Source organism: Streptomyces sp. GbtcB7 (assembly GCF_019091445.1).
Classification (GTDB): domain Bacteria; phylum Actinomycetota; class Actinomycetes; order Streptomycetales; family Streptomycetaceae; genus Streptomyces; species Streptomyces mirabilis.
On record NZ_JAGXJM010000004.1, the window covers coordinates 497,860 to 515,399 of the forward strand.

The window sequence follows — 17,540 nt, forward strand, 5'->3', positions numbered from 1 at the left end:
CGCGAGGGAACCGCGAGGGATTCACCGGGAATCAAAAGGGAATCGGCGGGAGCTAATTACCGGAACCGCCGAGATCCCCGATCCACTTGGTGGCGGTGGTGAACCCGTCCTTCAGCACACCCCAGTACCCCTTGGTCGTCCCGATCCAATGCTGGAGCGGGCTGAACTCCCAGACCAGCCAGCCGGCGACGAACAGGATGACGATCGTGAACAAGCAGCCCTTGAGGCAGCCGAGTCCCGGGATCTTCATCGGGTTGGCGCTGCGCTGCCGCGGCTCGCGCGACTGGCGGGGCGCCGGTGCCTCGGGCTGCTGCGGCGGGGGCGCGTACCGCTGAGGCTGTTGCTGCTGCTGGGGCGCGGGGGCGTACCCCTGCGGCTGCTGCTGCCGCTGACGGCGCTGCGGCTGCTGCTGCGGCTGCTGCTGAGGCGCGTACTGCTGCGGCTGTTGCTGCTGCGGATACCCGTATCCGGGCGGCGGCTGCTGTCCCTGCGGCGGGCGCTGCTGCTGGGGCCGCTGCTGCGGACGCGCGACCTGCCGCTGCGGACGGCGGCGCAGCGGGTCCTGGTCGGGGTCGAGGTACTGGACCTGGGTCTGCTCGTTGCGGTCCCGGGCCGCGCGCAGCTGGCTCTGCCAGGGGTGCGGGTCCTCGCCCTGCCCCGGCTGTCCGGGCTGTCCCGGCTGTCCGCCCGGCTGGTGCGGGGGCACCGGCGGCATGACGGCGGTCGGGTCGGCGGCGCCGCGGTGCGGCAGTACGGCGGTGGGGTCGGCGGCGCCGGGCATGCCGGGGGCGCCGGTGTGCGGCAGGACGCTGGTCGCGCCGTTCGGGTCGTAGGCCCCCGGGGCGCTGTGCGGCAGCACCTGCGTGGGGTCGGCCGCGCCGGGCACGCCCGGCACCGCGGCCGGCGCCGGGTCGGGGGCGAGCAGTGCGCCCACGCCCTCCGCGGCGGCGATCTGCGCGGAGTTGGCGTGCACACCGATGCCCTGGGCGACGGTGCGCAGCCCGCGGGCGAGGTTCTCGGCGCTGGGCCGCTCGTCCGGGTTCTTGCGCAGGCAGCGCTCTATGACGGTCCACAGGGGGTCCGGGACCGTGGAGGGGCGGCGCGGCTCGGCGCTCAGGTGCTGGTGCAGCACTTCGAGGGCCGACTCGCCGGCGAACGGCGGACGCCCGGTGACCAGCTCGTACAGCAGGATGCCCGCGCCGTAGATGTCGACGGCGGACGTCTGCGGGCGTCCCTCGGCGGACTCCGGCGCGACATACGCGGGCGTGCCGACGAACTCGTGGGTCCGGGTGAGGCCCGGGGAGTCGGCGAGCCGGGCGATGCCGAAGTCGGTGAGCATCGGGTGCATCTGACCGCCGTCCTGCTTGAGCAGGACGTTCGCGGGCTTCAGGTCGCGGTGCACGACGCCGTCGGCGTGGCTGGCGGCGAGCGCGTCGGCGACCTGGGCGGTGAGGAGGGCGGCGGCGACGGGCGAGAACGGGCCGTTCTCGCGCAGATAGCGGTGCAGGTCGGGGCCGTCGACCAGGTCCATGACCAGGGCGAGCAGGTCGCCCTCGACGACGAGGTCCCGTACCCGCACGATGTTCGGGTGGGTCAGGCGCAGCAGGACGGAGCGCTCCCGGAGGAACCGCATCACGATGTCCGCGTCGTTGGCGAGCTCTTCCTTGAGGACCTTGATCGCCACGGTCTCGCCGGGCTGGCCGGCGACGGCCGCCTCGGCGCCCGCGGTCTCCCGCTGGCGGGCTCGCCAGACAGTGCCTGTGGCGCCGCGCCCAAGCGGCTCCTCAAGGAGGTACTTGCTCCCTACCGGCCGCACGTCATGCGCTCCCTGTTGCTTGCTTGCCTGGTCCGTCCGCCGTCGTCAGCGTGCCGTGGCGGTTTCCGCTCCACTGTAGTGCCGAGACACTTGGCACCGGACTGTCGTCTTCCTGTGCTTCCCACTGCTTCCCATAAGCACCTGTGCTTCGCATAAGCGCTTACGTACGCGTTCCCGTACATGTTCGATGGAAAGACGCTCGCATTCGGCGGTTGGTTGCCGATCGGCGCCCGCGGGGGCGACGTGACCGATCTCAAGCGGGCACCGGTCGGGCACTGGTCAGGCACTTTTACGGGCAGAGCCGACCAATCAAGATCACTTGCCGGTGGGTGGCGGGCGTGTTGTCAGTGACAGGTGCGAGGATGCCTTCAGTACTGGCCGACGTGCCCGTGTGCGGTGGGGGAATCTGCGGTGGGGGACCGCGGCACAGCCTCGCTCTCCTCGCGGGCGCCTGCGCGGAAGGGACCGCTGGCGGCGATGCAGATCCGGCTGACCGTCGTAGACCCGCTGGGCTCGCCCTCGGAGCCGCGGGGGCGAGCCGCGGCCTGCGATGTGCTGGTCACCGCTCCCGCCGGGACGGCGCTGGCGGCGGTGGCGGCGGGTCTGGCCTCGGCGGTCGGCGGTGAGGGCGCAGGCCAGCACGACCGCGGCCGAGAGCTCGGCGGAGGACCCGTCGTGCTGTACGCGGGCGCCGAGCGCCTCGACGGCCAGCGCTGCACACTGGGCGAGCCGCCCCTGACGGACGGCGCCGTGCTGTCCCTGGGATGCCCCGCCGAACCCGGTCCCGACGTGGACGGGGTCGCGGCCCGGCTCCATGTCGTCGCGGGCCCCGACGCGGGCGGCGTCCACCTGCTGCACGGCGGCCGGATCGACATCGGCCGCTCCGCCGACGCGGACGTCCCGCTGGACGATCCCGACGTCTCCCGCCTGCACTGCGCGGTCACGGTCACCCCCGAGGGCCGCGTCTCGGTCGCCGACCTGGGCTCGACGAACGGCACGACGCTGGACGGCACCCAGGTCGGCACCCGCCCGGTCCGCTTCGGGCAGGGCGCGCTGCTGCGCGTCGGCGAGTCCGCCCTGCGACTGGCTCCGCCCGGTGGCGCGGATCCGATGGGCACGACGCCGGACGGGGAGGGCCACGTCAGGGTCACCACCCTCACCGGTACGGCCACCCGCCCGAAGCCGCCCACCGGACCCGGCCCCTCGTCGACCTCCGCCGCCCCCGCCGGTCCTTCCGCTCCTGTCGTGCCCCACGCGCGCGCGGGGGGCGGCTCCGGTGCCGGCGCGCTGCCCGTGCCACCCGTCGGTGACACACATCACGGCTTCGGATCGGCGGAGTGGGGAGCCGCGGGCGGCGTCCCCGGAGGACAGGAGCACGGCCCGGTCGTGCCCGAGCAGGGCCGGGCACCCCGGATCGAGAGCAGGCCCGCGCGGCCGTCCGGCCCCGACACGTCGGGGGACGGAGCCACGCCCGGGGCCGCGGCCGGTCCGGAGCCGGGCACCAGCAAAGGCACGCCCACACGGGGTACCGACGTACCGCCGGGGGTGCGCAAGCGGAGCGGGTTCGGCGCGTGGGCGCGTCGGCTGACCGGCGCCCGGGGCGAACTGCCGGGCACCGGACCGGGAGATCCGTACGACACGGACGGGGACGACGGGGCGGCGGAGTTCCTGGCGGCCTCCCAGCCCACGCAGGCCCCGGAGAGCTGGCCCGACCCCGCGACGCTGCTGCTCACCGCGCTGGGTCCGGGACCCCGGCTGTGGGAGCGCGGCCCGGGCCACCCGGAGACGCTGACGGTGCGGCTGGGCACGGCGGACCGGGCGGCCCCCGACGGTTCGGGGCTGGTGCCCGCGGTGCCGGTGACCGCGGGCCTGCGGGAGGTCGGCTCGCTGGGCCTGGCGGGGCCGCGGGCGCGGCTGGCCGGGCTGACCCGCTCGGTGGTCGCCCAGCTCGCCGCGCTGCACTCCCCCGACGCTCTCGACATCGTCCTGATCAGCGCGGACCGCTCCCGCCCTGTGGAAGAGCGCACCGCCGAGTGGTCCTGGCTCGGCTGGCTCCCGCATCTGCGCCCTACCCACGGCCAGGACTGCCGTCTCCTCCTCGCCTACGACCGCGAGCAGGCGACGGCCCGCACGGACGAGCTCCTGCGCCGCCTGGAGGACCAGCTGACCGAAACGGGCGGCACCCGGGGCGCGTACGACAAGGCCGATCGCGTCCCCGTGGACGCGCGGGGCGGCGCACGGCGCCCGTCCTGGGCCCGCGACGAGGACCCGACGGGCGCCGACCTGGACTTCGAGGGGCCGTTCACCGTGCTCGTCGTGGACGGGGACCCCGGAGGCGCCGACGTACGGGAGGCGGTGCTGCGGCTGACGCACGAGGGCGCGCGGGCGGGCATACACGTGGTGTGTCTGGCCGAGACCGTGTCCGCGTCGCCCGCGTCCCCGGTGACGGAGACGTACGAGGCGGCCTGCGAGGCATCACCGGCGTTCCGGGAGTGCGGGGCGGTCGCGCTGCTCAGCGGGGATGTGGCGACGGCGCTGCGGCTGATGCGGGTGGGATCCGACGGGCCCGTGGGGCACGGCACGGTCGCCGCGGTGGACGCGGTGTCACTGGCCTGGGCGGAGCGTTTCGCGCGCGCACTGGCCCCCCTCCGTACGGACGGGGCGCACGCCGACCGCCACGCGCGCGTGTCCGCGCCGCTCCCTCAAGCGGCCCGTCTGCTGGACGAGTTGGGACTGGCCCGGGCCACCCCGGCATCACTCATGGCGCGTTGGGCGGACGCGGCGGACGACGCGGAGGCGCTCGGCGGCCGCGGCCGGGCCGTCCTCGGCGCCGGCCCGCGCGGCCCCGTCGCCGTGGACCTCCCCGCCGAGGGCCCGCACCTGCTGATAGAGGGCCCGCCCGGCAGCGGTCGTACGGAGCTGCTCCGCGCGATCGCCGCGTCCCTGGCCGCCGCGGAGCGCCCCGACCGGCTCGGGATCGTGCTGATGGACGGACGGGACAGCACCGGGGGCCACGGCGCGGGCCAAGGAGCGGAGGGGCTGCGGGTCTGTACGGACCTGCCCCACGTCACCACCCACCTCACCGCCAACGACCCCGTGCGGATGCGGGAGTTCGCCCAGGCACTCAGCGCCGAGCTGAAGCGGCGGGCCGAGCTCCTGGGCCGGCTCGGCTTCGCGGAGTGGCACACGCGCGGCGAGGTGTCGGGCCGGATGGTCGCCCAGCGCACCCCCAAACCCTCCCCGGGAGCGAAGCCCGGCTCCGCCTCCCCCTCCGTCTCTCCCTCCGCCTCCGGCGCCGCGGATCTCGACGCGCCCCCCAGTTCGACCCTGCGGCTGCGCCCGGCGGCTGCCCGCGAACGGACGGAGCCGGGCCCCCCGTTGGCCCGTCTCTTCGTCATCATCGACGACCTGGACGCGCTGCTCTCCCCCGCGCTGGGCTCCCCGGGACGACCGGCGGCCGGTTCGGTCGTACGGGCTCTGGAGGCCGTCGCCCGCGAGGGTGACCGCCTCGGTGTGCACCTTGTGGCGGCCGCCGCGGACGACGGCCGCACGGCGACCACCGAACTGGGCCGCGCCGCCTCGCTCCGTATCTCCCTCGACCCGGTGTCCCCCGGCGCGGACGAACCCGCCCCCGGCCGGGGCCGTCTGTCCACTCCCGACGGTCGCCTCACGCCCTTCCAGGCCGGCCGGGTCACGGGCCGCATCCCCCGCACGGCCACCCTCCGCCCCACGGTCGTCCCCCTCGAATGGCACCGCATGGGCGACCCCCCGGCCCGCCGCCCGGTCCGCGAACTCGGCAACGGCCCCACGGACCTGGCCCTGCTGGCCAGCGCGCTGGAGCGGGCGGCGAGGTCGGTGGCGGCGGTGGAGATGCCGTCGTTGCTGTAGGTCTTCGACGGCCGTACGCGACACTCGGCCCTCATGACGGACATGAATGACATGAATGACATGAGCGACTGGTATCTGCAGCAGGAGTACGGGGTCCGGTTCGAGTGGGGGGCCGGTGGGGCGGAGCGGGTCGCGGACGGGGTCGGATGCCTCGTGGTGGTGGACGTGTTGTCGTTCAGCACCTCCGTGAACGTCGCCGTCGAGGCGGGGACCCGGGTCCACCCCTATGCCTGGCGGGACGAGACGGCGTCCGTCTTCGCCCGGGACAACGCCGCGGAACTGGCGGTCGGACGGCGGGCGGTCACCGCGGCCTCTCCCTGGTCGCTGTCCCCCGCCGCGCTCCGGCGGGCCCCGTTCACCCCCCGGCTCGTCCTCCCCTCGCCCAATGGATCCGCCATCGCCGCGGCGGCGGGCGGCTCGACCGTGGTCGCGGGCTGTCTGCGCAACGCGTCGGCCGTCGGCCGATGGCTGGCGCTCCATGGTCACGGAACCCTGGAACGACCCCTCGCCGTGATCGCCGCGGGCGAGCGCTGGCCGGACGGCAGCCTGCGGCCGGGGCTGGAGGACCTGATGAGGGCCGGAGCGGTCATCGCCGCACTCCAGGCGACGGGCGGCGCCGGACCTCTGTCGCCCGAGGCGGCGGCCGCACGGACCGCCTTCACCGGGACCCCCGACGCGGCCGGTGCCGTGGCCGCCTGTTCCTCCGCCCTGGAACTGGCCCGGAGCGGCTTCGCCGACGACGTGGCGATCGCGGTCGAGGTGGACGCGAGTACGACCGTGCCCGTCCTCACCGACGGCGCCTTCACCGCGGGCACCCGCACCGACGGCAGCCCCCTCGACGGCGCTGTCCACACCGGACCCGTCCACCTCACGCCGCCCGACTGACCCGCCATCACCCGGCGTTCGAGTCCTCCTCGCGCCACTTCCACCGCCGGAGCGCCCGCGCCGCACAGAGTCCGCACCGCCTTCGCACAGCCGCCCACGTCACGACCCAATCACGATCACCCACTTGACAGCGCAGGCGCTCTTGCCGCCCTCGATGCCCCGGGCGTAGACCAGAGCGCACGGGACAGCGCCGGACGTTCGACGAAGAACGAGAACGGGGCAGTGATGCACAGAGCTCTTCGTACACACAAGTCGCCCAACCACTCGACGCACAGGTCACGCAGAGCCGCACACCACCGCAGGTCACCCAGGGCCGCACAGGCCGCCGCAGCCGCCGTCGCCGTCGCGCTCGCCCTCACCGCGTGCGGCGGTGGCAGCAAGGACAAGAAGGAAAACGGCGGTACGAGCAGCGCCAGTGCGAGCGGCGACACCGTCACCCTCCCCAAGCTCGACGGCGAGAGCCTCGAAGTCGCCGCCGTCTGGACCGGCGAAGAGCAGAAGAACTTCAAGACGGTCCTCGCGGAGTTCGAGAAGCGCACCGGCGCGAAGGTGACCTTCGTGGCGGCCCAGGACCCGATCATCAACTTCCTCGGTTCGAAGATCGCGGGCGGCCAGCCGCCGGACGTCGCGCTGCTCCCGCAGCCCGGCGCCATCAAGCAGGCCGTCGACAAGAAGTGGGCCAAACCCCTCGGCCCCGAGGCCCTGGCCGAGCTCGCCAAGAACTACTCGCAGGGCTGGCAGGACATCGGCAAGGTGGGCGGCAAGCAGTACGGCGTGTACTACAAGGCCGCCAACAAGTCGCTGATCTGGTACAACGCCAAGGTCTTCGAGAACGCGGGCGCGAAGGAGCCCCAGACCTGGCAGGACCTGCTGACGACCGCGCAGACGGTCTACGACTCCGGTGTCACCCCGTTCTCCGTCGGCGGCGCCGACGGCTGGACCCTCACCGACTGGTTCGAGAACGTGTATCTCTCCCAGGCGGGCCCGGAGAAGTACGACCAACTGAGCCAGCACAAGATCAAGTGGACGGATCCGTCCGTCAAGCAGGCCCTCACCACCCTCGCCGGGATCTGGGGCAAGAAGAACTACATCGCGGGCGGCGCGAACGGCGCCCTGCAGACGGAGTTCCCGGGCTCCGTCACCCAGACCTTCACCGGCGGCGACCAGCCCAAGGCGGGCATGGTCTTCGAGGGCGACTTCGCACAGGTCAACATCGGCGAGACCAAGGCCAAGGTGGGCACGGACGCGAAGGTGTTCCCGTTCCCGGCCGTGGGCAGCGCGGCGCCCGTGGTCTCCGGCGGCGACGCGGCCGTCATCCTGAAGGACTCCAAGGCGGCGCAGGCGCTGGCCACCTTCCTTGCCTCCCCGGACGCGGCGACGATCCAGGCCAAGCTGGGCGGCTACCTCTCCCCCAACAAGAACGTGCCGAACTCGGCGTACCCGAACGCGGTGCAGCAGAAGATCGCCAAGTCCCTTATCGCGTCGGGCGACGACTTCCGCTTCGACATGTCCGACCAGGCCCCGCAGGCCTTCGGCGGAACGCCCGGCAAGGGTGAGTGGAAGGACCTCCAGGACTTCCTGAAGAACCCGACCGACGTCGCGGGCACCCAGGCGACGCTGGAGAAGGACGCGGCGGCGGCGTACGGCAGCGGAAGCTGATCCGGCGATGACGTCGGCAACGGCCGGAGGAACCGCACCGGTTCCTCCGGCCCGCACACGCAAGAGCGTGACCGGCACCCGCAGGACCGTGGCGGTGCTGTTCCTGCTGCCCTGTCTCGTGCTGCTCGGCGCGCTCGTGGTCTACCCGATCGGGTACTCGCTGATCCGCAGCTTCCTCAACCAGTCCGGCGACGGTTTCGCCGGGGTCGACAACTACAAGGCGCTGTTCACCGACGACGGCATCCGTACCGCCCTCAAGAACAACGTCATCTGGGTCGTGTTCGCGCCCACCGTCGCGACCGCGCTCGGTCTCGTCTTCGCGGTCCTCACCGAACGGGTCCGCTGGGGCACGGCGTTCAAGCTGGTCGTCTTCATGCCGATGGCGATCTCGATGCTCGCCGCGGGGATCATCTTCCGGCTGGTGTACGACCAGGACCCGCACAAGGGGGTCGCGAACGCGGTCTGGGTGGGGGTGCACGACACCTTCGCCGAGTCGTCGGCGTTCCCGAACGCCCACCCGGGACGGCAGTCGCCGCTCCGGCCGGAGAAGGGCGGGTTCCTCACCCAACAGGCCGTGCACGCCGGGCAGTCCGTCTCCCTTCCCCTCGTCGGCGTCGCCCCCGACAAGATGCCGGGCGGCGCGAAGAAGGCCGTACAGGCACCGTCCGAGCCCGGCAAGGTCACCGGCACCGCCTGGCAGGACTTCACCCGGGGCAAGGGCGTCGGCAGGCTCGGCCAGGTCGACCCGGGCGAACTCGGCTACCCGGGCATGAAGATCGAGGCGGTGAAGGACGGCAAGGTCGTCGATTCGGCGAAGGTACGGGACGACGGCACCTTCACGCTCTCCGAGAAGGCGGACGGGGCTCAACTGCGGCTTCCGGCGAGCAACTTCCGTGAGCCGTACAACGGCGTCGACTGGCTCGGCCCGTCGCTCGTCACCCCGGCCGTGATCGGAGCGTACGTCTGGATGTGGGCCGGCTTCGCCATGGTGCTCATCGCGGCGGGGCTCGCGGGCGTGCCGCGTGAACTCCTCGAAGCGGCGCGGGTGGACGGGGCGAACGAGTGGCAGGTGTTCCGAAGGGTCACCGTGCCGCTGCTCGCGCCCGTCCTCGCCGTCGTCCTGGTCACGCTGATGATCAACGTGCTGAAGGTCTTCGACCTGGTCTTCATCATCCCGCCGGGCTCCTCCCAGGACGACGCGAACGTGCTGGCCCTGGAGCTGTACCGGAAGGGCTTCTCCGAGGACCAGCCGGGCATCGCGAGCGCGATCGCGGTGTTCCTGCTGCTGCTCGTGATCCCGGTGGTGTGGTTCAACGTGCGTCGTCTGCGGCGGGAGGTACGGCGATGACCACCCAAGTCGGCGGTCTCACGAAGACCGCGCCCGGCACCGGCGTCAAGACCCGGCAGTCGCTCGGCTCACGGCTCGCGAGCGGTGTCAGCGGCGGGATCGTCCGGGTCTTCCTTCTCCTCGTCGGCCTGTTCTGGCTGGTGCCGACGATCGGGCTGCTGCTGTCCTCGCTGCGCACACCGGAGGACATGAGCGCGTCCGGCTGGTGGAAGGTCTTCAGCGAGCCCTCCCAGCTCACCGTGGACAGCTACCAGAAGCTCCTGGAGAACGGTGACATCACCGGTTCGCTGGGGAACACGGTGCTGATCACCGTCCCGGCGACCGTCCTCGTCGTCGTCATCGGCGCGCTCGCGGGCTACGCCTTCGCCTGGATGGAGTTCCCGGGCCGCGACTGGTGGTTCCTGGCGGTGGTCGGCCTGCTGGTCGTCCCCGTGCAGGTGGCGCTGATCCCGATCGCCGAACTCTTCGGCAAGATCGGCATCTTCGGCACGATCTTCGGGGTGATCCTCTTCCACGTGGGCTTCGGTCTGCCCTTCGCGGTGTTCCTGCTGCGGAACTTCTTCGCGGAGATCCCCCGGGAGCTGCTGGAGGCGGCCCGGCTCGACGGCGCGGGTGAACTGCGCCTGTTCCTACGGGTCGTGATGCCACTCGGCGGTCCCGCGATCGCCTCGCTCGGCATCTTCCAGTTCCTGTGGGTGTGGAACGACATGCTGGTCGCGCTGGTGTTCTCCGACGCGGGCAGCCAGCCGATCACGGTCGCACTCCAGACCCAGGTACGCCAGTTCGGCAACAACATCGACGTGCTGGCGCCCGGCGCCTTCATCTCGATGGTCATCCCGCTGGCCGTGTTCTTCGCGTTCCAACGCCAGTTCGTGTCCGGGGTGATGGCGGGCGCGGTGAAGTAGCCGGACAAATAACCACATCAGGGGCGAGCCGGACACCGGTTCGCCCCTCGGCGTTCACCCAGAATCCCCCGTATGCCACATCTGGCGTAACCAAGTCACCCCTTCGGCCGTTGCCGGGCAGTATGCCCGCGCCGACCCATGGATGTCCCTTGCCCAGGTTCAGTGTCATCGTCCCCGCGTACAAGGTTCAGGCGTACCTGCACGAATGCCTCGAATCCGTGCTGGAGCAGTCCTATCCGGACCTCGAACTGATCGCCGTCGACGACTGCTCGCCCGACGCCTGCGGCGCGATCATCGACGAGTTCGCCGCCCGTGACTCCCGGGTCCGCCCCGTCCGCCTGCCGGGGAACGTGGGCCTCGGCCTCGCCCGCAACGCGGGTCTCGAACACGCCACCGGCGACTACCTGCTCTTCCTGGACGGCGACGACACCCTCACCCCAGACACCCTGCACGCGATCGCCGACCGGCTGAAGGAGACCGCCGAACCGGACGTCCTGGTCTACGACTACGCGCGCACCTACTGGAACGGGGACATCGTCCGCAACCACTTCGCGGAGCAGCTCAGCGAGCGGGGACCCGCGCCCTTCCGGCTCGACGACCGGCCGGGGCTGCTCAGGGTCCTGATGGTGGTGTGGAACAAGGCGTACCGAAGGGAGTTCGTGCAGCGTGCGGGCCTCTCCTTCCCGCCCGGCTACTACGAGGACACCCCCTGGACCTACCCGGCGCTGATCTCCGCCGAGACGATCGCCACCCTCGACCGGGTCTGTGTGCACTACCGCCAGCGCCGTCAGGGCAACATCCTCGGCACCAGCAGCCGCAAGCACTTCGACATCTTCGAGCAGTACGACCGCGTCTTCGCGCATCTCGACGCGCACCCGGAGCTGGCACGCTGGCGTCCGGTCCTGTTCCGCCGCATGGTCGACCACCTCTCCACGGTGTTCACCAAGCGGGGCCGGCTGCCGCGCGGCACCCGCGCCGAGTTCCTGCGCAAGGCCCGCACCCACTACCGCCGTTACCGTGCCCCGGGCGCCCCCGTCCGCCCCCGCACCCGCCTCCGGCACGCCCTGGTCCGGCTCGGCAACCACCGCACGTACCGGCTGCTCGGCCTGGCCACGAGTACCCACAAGAAGGCGCTGCGTGGCGTCAAGGGACTGCTGCGCAAGGTCCGCGGCGGCGCCCTCCAGTTCCACTACCGCGTCCAGCTCCGCCTGCCGCTGCGCGCCGACCGCGCCGTCTTCTCCAGCTACTGGGGGCGCGGCCACGGCTGCAACCCGGGCGCCCTGGAGTCCGCGTTCCGCGAACTCGCCCCGCACATCCGTACGGCATGGATCGCGCACCCCGAGCACCACCACACGATCCCGGCCTCGACGCGCCGCCTGCGGCCCGGTACGACGGCGTACTGGACGGCGCTCGCCCGCTCCAAGTACCTCGTCAACAACGTCAACTTCGACCGTCGGCTGGTCAAGCGCCCCGGCCAGATCATGATCCAGACCCAGCACGGCACCCCGCTCAAGTACATGGGCCTCGACCTCCAGGACCGCCCGGCGGCCGCCCGTGACACCGACTTCGCCGAGCTGCTGCGCAGCGCCGACAAGTGGGACTACTGCCTGTCGGGCAACCGCCACTCCACCCTGATCTGGGAGCGCGTCTTCCCCGCCGCGTACACGACGCTGGAGTACGGCCTCCCCCGCAACGACGTCTTCCAGCGGGCGTCCTCGACGGACGTCACCCGGCTGCGGCAGTCCCTCGGCATCCCCGAGGGCACGGTCGCCGTCCTGTACGCGCCGACCTACCGCGACTACCGTCGCACCCAGCGTCTCGCCCTCGACCTGGAGCGCGTCCTGCGCCGGCTGGGCCCCCGGTTCGTCGTCCTGACCCGCGCCCACCACTCGTACGCCGCCGCGCTGAGCAACCGCTCCGGGGCCCGGCTCATCGACGTCTCCGACCACCCGAGCATCGAGAACCTCTGCCTGGCCTCGGACGCGCTGGTCACCGACTACTCCTCCCTGATGTTCGACTACGCGGTCCTGGACCGGCCGATCGTGATCCACGCGGACGACTGGGAGGCGTACCAGGCCTCCCGGGGCACCTACTTCGACCTGCGGGACTTTCCGCCGGGCGCGGTCGCGCGCAGCGAGGACGAGCTGATCGACATCTTCGCGACCGGCCACTGGCGCGGCTCCCGTTCGGCCCAGCTGCGGACCGCGTTCCGCGAGCGGTTCTGCCCGTACGAGGACGGGCGCGCCGCCGAGCGGGTCGTACGCCATGTCGTGCTGGGCGAGAGTGCCGGGCTGCCACGGGTACTGCCGCCCGCGCAGCGCCACCCGGTCCCGTCGGCCGCCGCCGCCCGTCCCCGGACCCTCCTGGCCACCGTGCCCGCGCCCGGCACCCCCGTCCCCGTCGCCGAGACCCTCTGAACCGGAGCAGGCATGCCCTCCAGCCCCTCCCGGCCCACACCGACGAGACCCGTCACCTGGCGCCCCGCCGGGCGGCCCGGGCGCTGACACCCACCGGCGCCCCAGCAGTAGCCCGAGAAGCAACCAGAGAAGTAAGCCCAGTGAAGTAAGCAGAGAAAGAGCAGAATGCCCCGCTTCAGCATCATCGTCCCTACTCATGGAGTCGCCGGGCGGCTGGCCCTCGCACTGGACTCGGTCCTCGACCAGTCCTTCGGCGACTTCGAGCTGATCCCGGTCTGCGACGGGCCGGACTCCCCGGCGGGCGAGGTCGCCGCCGGGTACGCCGCGCGGGACTCCCGGGTCGCCCCGGTCCACTCACCGCCCGCGGACGGACTGAGCGGGGCGCGCAACACCGGGACCGGGGCGGCGAGCGGCACGTATCTGCTCTTCCTCGACGGCGACGACGTCCTGGTGCCGGGCGCACTGGCCGCCCTGGACCACAAACTCCAGAAGGAGCCCGAGGAGGCGGACGTCCTCTACTTCGGACACGAACGCGTCCACTGGTGGGACGTCGAGACCAGCACACCGCCCCTCCCGAAGGCCCCGGAGGGGGTGTTCACCCCGGACCGGGCGCCGCGGCTGACCGGGGCGGGCCTTCCGGCGTGGAGCGCGGCCTACCGCCGGGCGTTCCTGCGGGAGCGGCGCCTCGCCTTCCCCCCGGGGCACTTCACGGATCTCGGCTGGGGCGGCCTGGTGACGGTCGCCGCCGGGCGGGTGGCGGTGCTGCGCCAGGTCGTCGTACGGCATCGGCTGCGGCGGCAGGGCAGCCTCCTGAACACGCCGGGCGAGCACCAGTTCCAGCTCCTCGACCAGGTCGACCTGGTGCTGAGCCGGGCGGCCGAGGAGAAGCTGTCCGTGGAGCGGTCGCGGGCGCTGTTCGGTGACCTCTTCGCGGCGGTGCTGAAGTCGGCCGCCCATCCGAACCGGCTTCCGCTGCACCGGCGCCGGGCCTTCTTCCGGCGCGCGGGCCGGCTCTACCGGCGCCACCGGCCCGCCGGGTTCCGGCCGCCGCCGGGCCGGATCGGGGTGCAGTACCGGCTCCTGGCGGCCGGGGCGTACAGCGCCTTCCGCGCGCTGCGCGGCGTCAGCCGGCGGATGACGAGGGCCGGAATGGGGGTCCCCCCTGGTCGAGCGAAGTCGAGAGCTTGGGGGAAACTGCCGCGCCCCCGTCGGCTGAGCGCCCGCGCGCGGTACGCCGCGCAACTGCGCCTCCCCCTCGACGAGAACCTCGTCGTGTACTGCGCCTACTGGGGCCGCGGTTACGCCTGCAGCCCGGCCGCGATCCACGCCAAGGCCCTCGAACTCGCCCCGCATCTGCGCTCGGTGTTCCTGGTCGAGGCCGACGCGGTGGACCAGGTCCCGGACGGTGTCGACCACGCGGTGATCGGCAGCCCGCGCGCCTGGGAGGTGCTGGCCCGTGCCAAGTACCTGGTCAACAACGCCAATTTCGCGGACGATGTCGTCAAGCGGCCCGGCAGCGTGCATCTGCAGACCCAGCACGGCACGCCGCTGAAGACGATGGGCGTCGACCAGTCGACGTATCCGATCGTGGCCGCCGCGACCGGCAGCTTCGCCAAGCTGCTGGCCCGGATGGACCGCTGGGACTACAACCTCTCCTCCAACCGGCACTCCACCCAGATGTGGGAGCGGGCCTTCCCGGGCACGTACGAGGCCCTGGAATACGGCTATCCGCGCAACGACGTCTACTACACGGCGACCGCCGAGGACGTGGCCCGCGTCCGCGCCCGGCTGGGCGTCCCCGAGGGCAGGACCGCCCTCCTGTACGCGCCCACGCACCGCGACTACAGCACCGGCTTCGAGTCCCGGCTCGACCTGGAGGCCTTCTGCGAGGAGATCGGCGACGAGTTCGTCGTGCTGCTGCGCGCCCACTACTTCTACGACGAGGGCAGGCGCAGGGGCAGCGGCCGGATCATCGACGTGACCCGGCACCGGTCCTCCGAGGACGTCTGTCTGGCCGCCGACGCGCTGATCACGGACTACTCGTCGATCATGTTCGACTACGCCAACCTCGACCGCCCGATCGTCGTGTACGCGGACGACTGGGAGGTCTACCGGGAGACGCGGGGCGTCTACTTCGACCTGATGGAGGCACCGCCGGGCCCGGTGGTGCGCACCCCGGGGGAGCTCGCGGGGGCCTTCCGCGACCGCTCCTACGCGGACGACTCCTCGCGGGCCCTGCGGGCCGCGTTCCGTGAGCGCTTCTGCCAGTTCGACGACGGGCAGGCCGCCGAGCGGGTCGTCCGCAGAGTGCTGCTGGGCCGGCCGCCCGAGGCGATCCCGCCGGTGATCCCGCTCGCCGAGCGCCTTCCGGCCCCCGCCGCGTCCACCCTCGTAAGGAGCTGACGTGCCCCGCTTCAGCGTCATCGTCCCCGTCTTCAAGGTGCAGGGCTTTCTGCGCGAGTGCCTCGACTCGGTCCTGGATCAGTCGTACACCGACATCGAGGTGATCGCGGTCGACGACTGCTCACCGGACGGCTGCGGCGCGATCCTCGACGAGTACGCGGCCCGCGAACCGCGCCTGCGGGTGCTGCACCTGCCGCGGAACGTGGGCCTCGGCCGCGCCCGCAACGCCGGAATGCCGTACGCGACGGGGGACTACCTCTTCTTCCTCGACAGCGACGACACCCTCACGCCGGGCGCCCTGCGCGCCATGGCCGACCGCCTCGACGAGACGGCCGACCCCGATGTGCTGGTCTTCGACTACGCGCGCACCTACTGGTGGGGCGGTACGCGCCGCAACGTCCTCGCGCAGGTGCTGGCCGAGGGCGGCGACGGCTGCTTCACGGCCGCCGAACACCCGGAGATCCTCGACCTGTTGATGGTCGTGTGGAACAAGGTCTACCGCCGCGCGTTCGTCGAGCGGGAGGGCTTCACCTTCCCGCCCGGCTACTACGAGGACACCCCCTGGACCTTCCCGGTCCTGCTCAGCGCGGAGCGGATCGCCACGCTGGACCGGATCTGCCTGAACTACCGGCAGCGCCGCCAGGGCAACATCCTGTCCACCACCAGCCGCAAGCACTTCGACATCCACGACCAGTACGAGCGCGTCTTCGCCTTCGTCGACTCCCGCCCGCGGCTGTCGAGCTGGCGCCCGTTCCTGCACCGCAAGATGGGCGAACACTGTCTGGACATCCTCGCCAAGCCGGACCGGCTGCCCGCGTCCGACAAGGGCGAGTTCTTCCGGCGCACGGCCGCCCTCTTCCGCAAGCACAAGGGCGGCGGCCCGGTGCCGCGCGAACTGCGCGTCCTCCAGGGCGGTTACGCGACCTACCTCGCCCGGCGCCAGTCCGGCCGGCTCGGCGCGGAACTCGGGCGGCGCGGGCTCCAGGTGCGCAAGGTGGCGGCCACCCGGGTCAAGAGCGGCTGGTCCGCGGCGCACGAACACCGGCCGCTGGACCCGGACCTCGCGGTGTACTCGGCGTTCTCGCACCGCGGGGTGCTCGGCGACCCGGGCGCGATCTACCACGCGGCGCGCGAACTCGCCCCGCACGTCCGGGGGGTGTGGGTGGTGCGCGAGGACCAGGTGCCGCTGCTGCCGCCCGGCGTCGAGTACGTCCTGCCGGACTCGCTCGGCTACCGCCGGGTCACCGCCCGCGCCACGTACCTGATCAACAACGTCAACTGGCCCGGCACCCTGGTCAAGCGCGCGGGCAGCGTCCATGTGCACACCCACCAGGGCACCCCGCTGAAGTACATGGGAGCCGACCTGCGCGACAAGCCCGGCGCCCGGCACGGCTTCGACGTGCCGCAGATGCTGCGCCGCGCCGACCGCTGGGACTACAGCCTGGTCGCCAATCGCCACTCCGAACTGGTCTGGGACCGCGCCTACCCCTGCCACTTCACCTCGCTGCGCACCGGCAGCCCCCGCAACGACGTCCTCGTACGGGCCCGGCCCGAGGACGGTGCGGCGGTCCGCGCCCGCCTCGGCATCCCGGCCGGCCACCGGGTGGTGCTGTACGCGCCGACGCGGCGCGACTACGTCCGCGGCGGCCTCGTCGACCGGATCGACCTCGCCCGGTTCGCCGACGACCTCGGCGAGGGCCACACCCTCCTCGTACGGCTGCACCCCTCGCTCACGGACGGCCCCTCGCGCGGGATGGGCCTGTCCGAGCTGCACCGGCGCGGGGTCGTGCTCGACGCGACCGACGAGCCGCACGTCGAGGACCTGATGCTCGCCTCCGACGTGCTGGTCACGGACTACTCGGCCCTGATGTTCGACTACGCCAACCTGGACCGGCCGATCGTGATCCACGCGGACGACTGGGGCGCGTACGCCGCGAGCCGGGGCGCGTATTTCGACATCACGGCCGACGCGCCGGGCCATGTGGCCCACTCCTACCGGGACCTGGCGTGGCTGTTCGCGTCCGGATCCTGGCGGGACGAGGAGTCGGCGCGGCTGCGGGCCGGGTTCCGGACGCGGTTCTGCGCGTTCGACGACGGGCGGGCGGCCGAGCGGGTGGTACGAACGCTGATGCTCGGCGAGCGCGTCGAGCACCCGGTGCCGGCGGCGGTGGTGCCCGCGCAGGCGGGACACGACGTCCTCACGTCGTCGTGAGCGCCCT

The 17,540-nt window shown here is 72.4% G+C and carries 9 protein-coding genes; 8 read left to right on the top strand and 1 reads right to left on the bottom strand.

The genetic code is table 11. The features are described 5' to 3' along the window. Positions 1 to 52: 52 nt before the first annotated feature. Positions 53 to 1,816, bottom strand: coding sequence for a serine/threonine-protein kinase (locus KVT44_RS10085; protein WP_217566740.1), 1,764 nt, complete (start codon positions 1,814 to 1,816; stop codon positions 53 to 55). 477 nt (positions 1,817 to 2,293) lie between these two features. Here KVT44_RS10085 and KVT44_RS10090 point away from each other — a divergent pair, with 477 nt between their 5' ends. The 8 genes from KVT44_RS10090 (at position 2,294) to KVT44_RS10125 (ending at position 17,533) form a co-directional block, all read left to right on the top strand. After that, positions 2,294 to 5,704 carry an FHA domain-containing protein gene (locus KVT44_RS10090; protein ID WP_217566741.1) on the top strand — a complete coding sequence of 1,137 codons (3,411 nt, stop codon included), beginning with the start codon at positions 2,294 to 2,296 and terminating at the stop codon, positions 5,702 to 5,704. A 33-nt stretch (positions 5,705 to 5,737) separates the two neighbouring features. Beyond that, on the top strand, positions 5,738 to 6,589 hold the full coding sequence (locus KVT44_RS10095) for a 2-phosphosulfolactate phosphatase (RefSeq protein WP_254649144.1): 852 nt from the start codon (positions 5,738 to 5,740) through the stop codon (positions 6,587 to 6,589). A gap of 225 nt (positions 6,590 to 6,814) precedes the next feature. Continuing rightward, positions 6,815 to 8,248, top strand: a complete 1,434-nt coding sequence (locus tag KVT44_RS10100) for an ABC transporter substrate-binding protein (RefSeq protein WP_099922368.1) — start codon at positions 6,815 to 6,817, stop codon at positions 8,246 to 8,248. Between the two features lie 7 nt (positions 8,249 to 8,255). After that, a complete protein-coding gene (locus tag KVT44_RS10105) occupies positions 8,256 to 9,596 on the top strand; it encodes a carbohydrate ABC transporter permease (RefSeq protein WP_217566742.1) in 1,341 nt (446 codons plus the stop codon). Then, on the top strand, positions 9,593 to 10,501 hold the full coding sequence (locus KVT44_RS10110) for a carbohydrate ABC transporter permease (protein WP_190173485.1): 909 nt from the start codon (positions 9,593 to 9,595) through the stop codon (positions 10,499 to 10,501). Before KVT44_RS10105 ends, KVT44_RS10110 begins: the two co-directional genes overlap by 4 nt. Positions 10,502 to 10,650: 149 nt before the next feature. After that, the gene (locus KVT44_RS10115; protein WP_217566743.1) at positions 10,651 to 12,918 is read left to right on the top strand and encodes a bifunctional glycosyltransferase family 2 protein/CDP-glycerol:glycerophosphate glycerophosphotransferase; all 2,268 of its coding nucleotides are present in this window, start codon (positions 10,651 to 10,653) and stop codon (positions 12,916 to 12,918) included. Between the two features lie 165 nt (positions 12,919 to 13,083). Next, on the top strand, positions 13,084 to 15,321 hold the full coding sequence (locus KVT44_RS10120) for a bifunctional glycosyltransferase family 2 protein/CDP-glycerol:glycerophosphate glycerophosphotransferase (RefSeq protein ID WP_217566744.1): 2,238 nt from the start codon (positions 13,084 to 13,086) through the stop codon (positions 15,319 to 15,321). A 1-nt stretch (position 15,322) separates the two neighbouring features. After that, positions 15,323 to 17,533, top strand: coding sequence for a bifunctional glycosyltransferase/CDP-glycerol:glycerophosphate glycerophosphotransferase (locus KVT44_RS10125; RefSeq protein WP_217566745.1), 2,211 nt, complete (start codon positions 15,323 to 15,325; stop codon positions 17,531 to 17,533). Positions 17,534 to 17,540 lie beyond the last annotated feature (7 nt).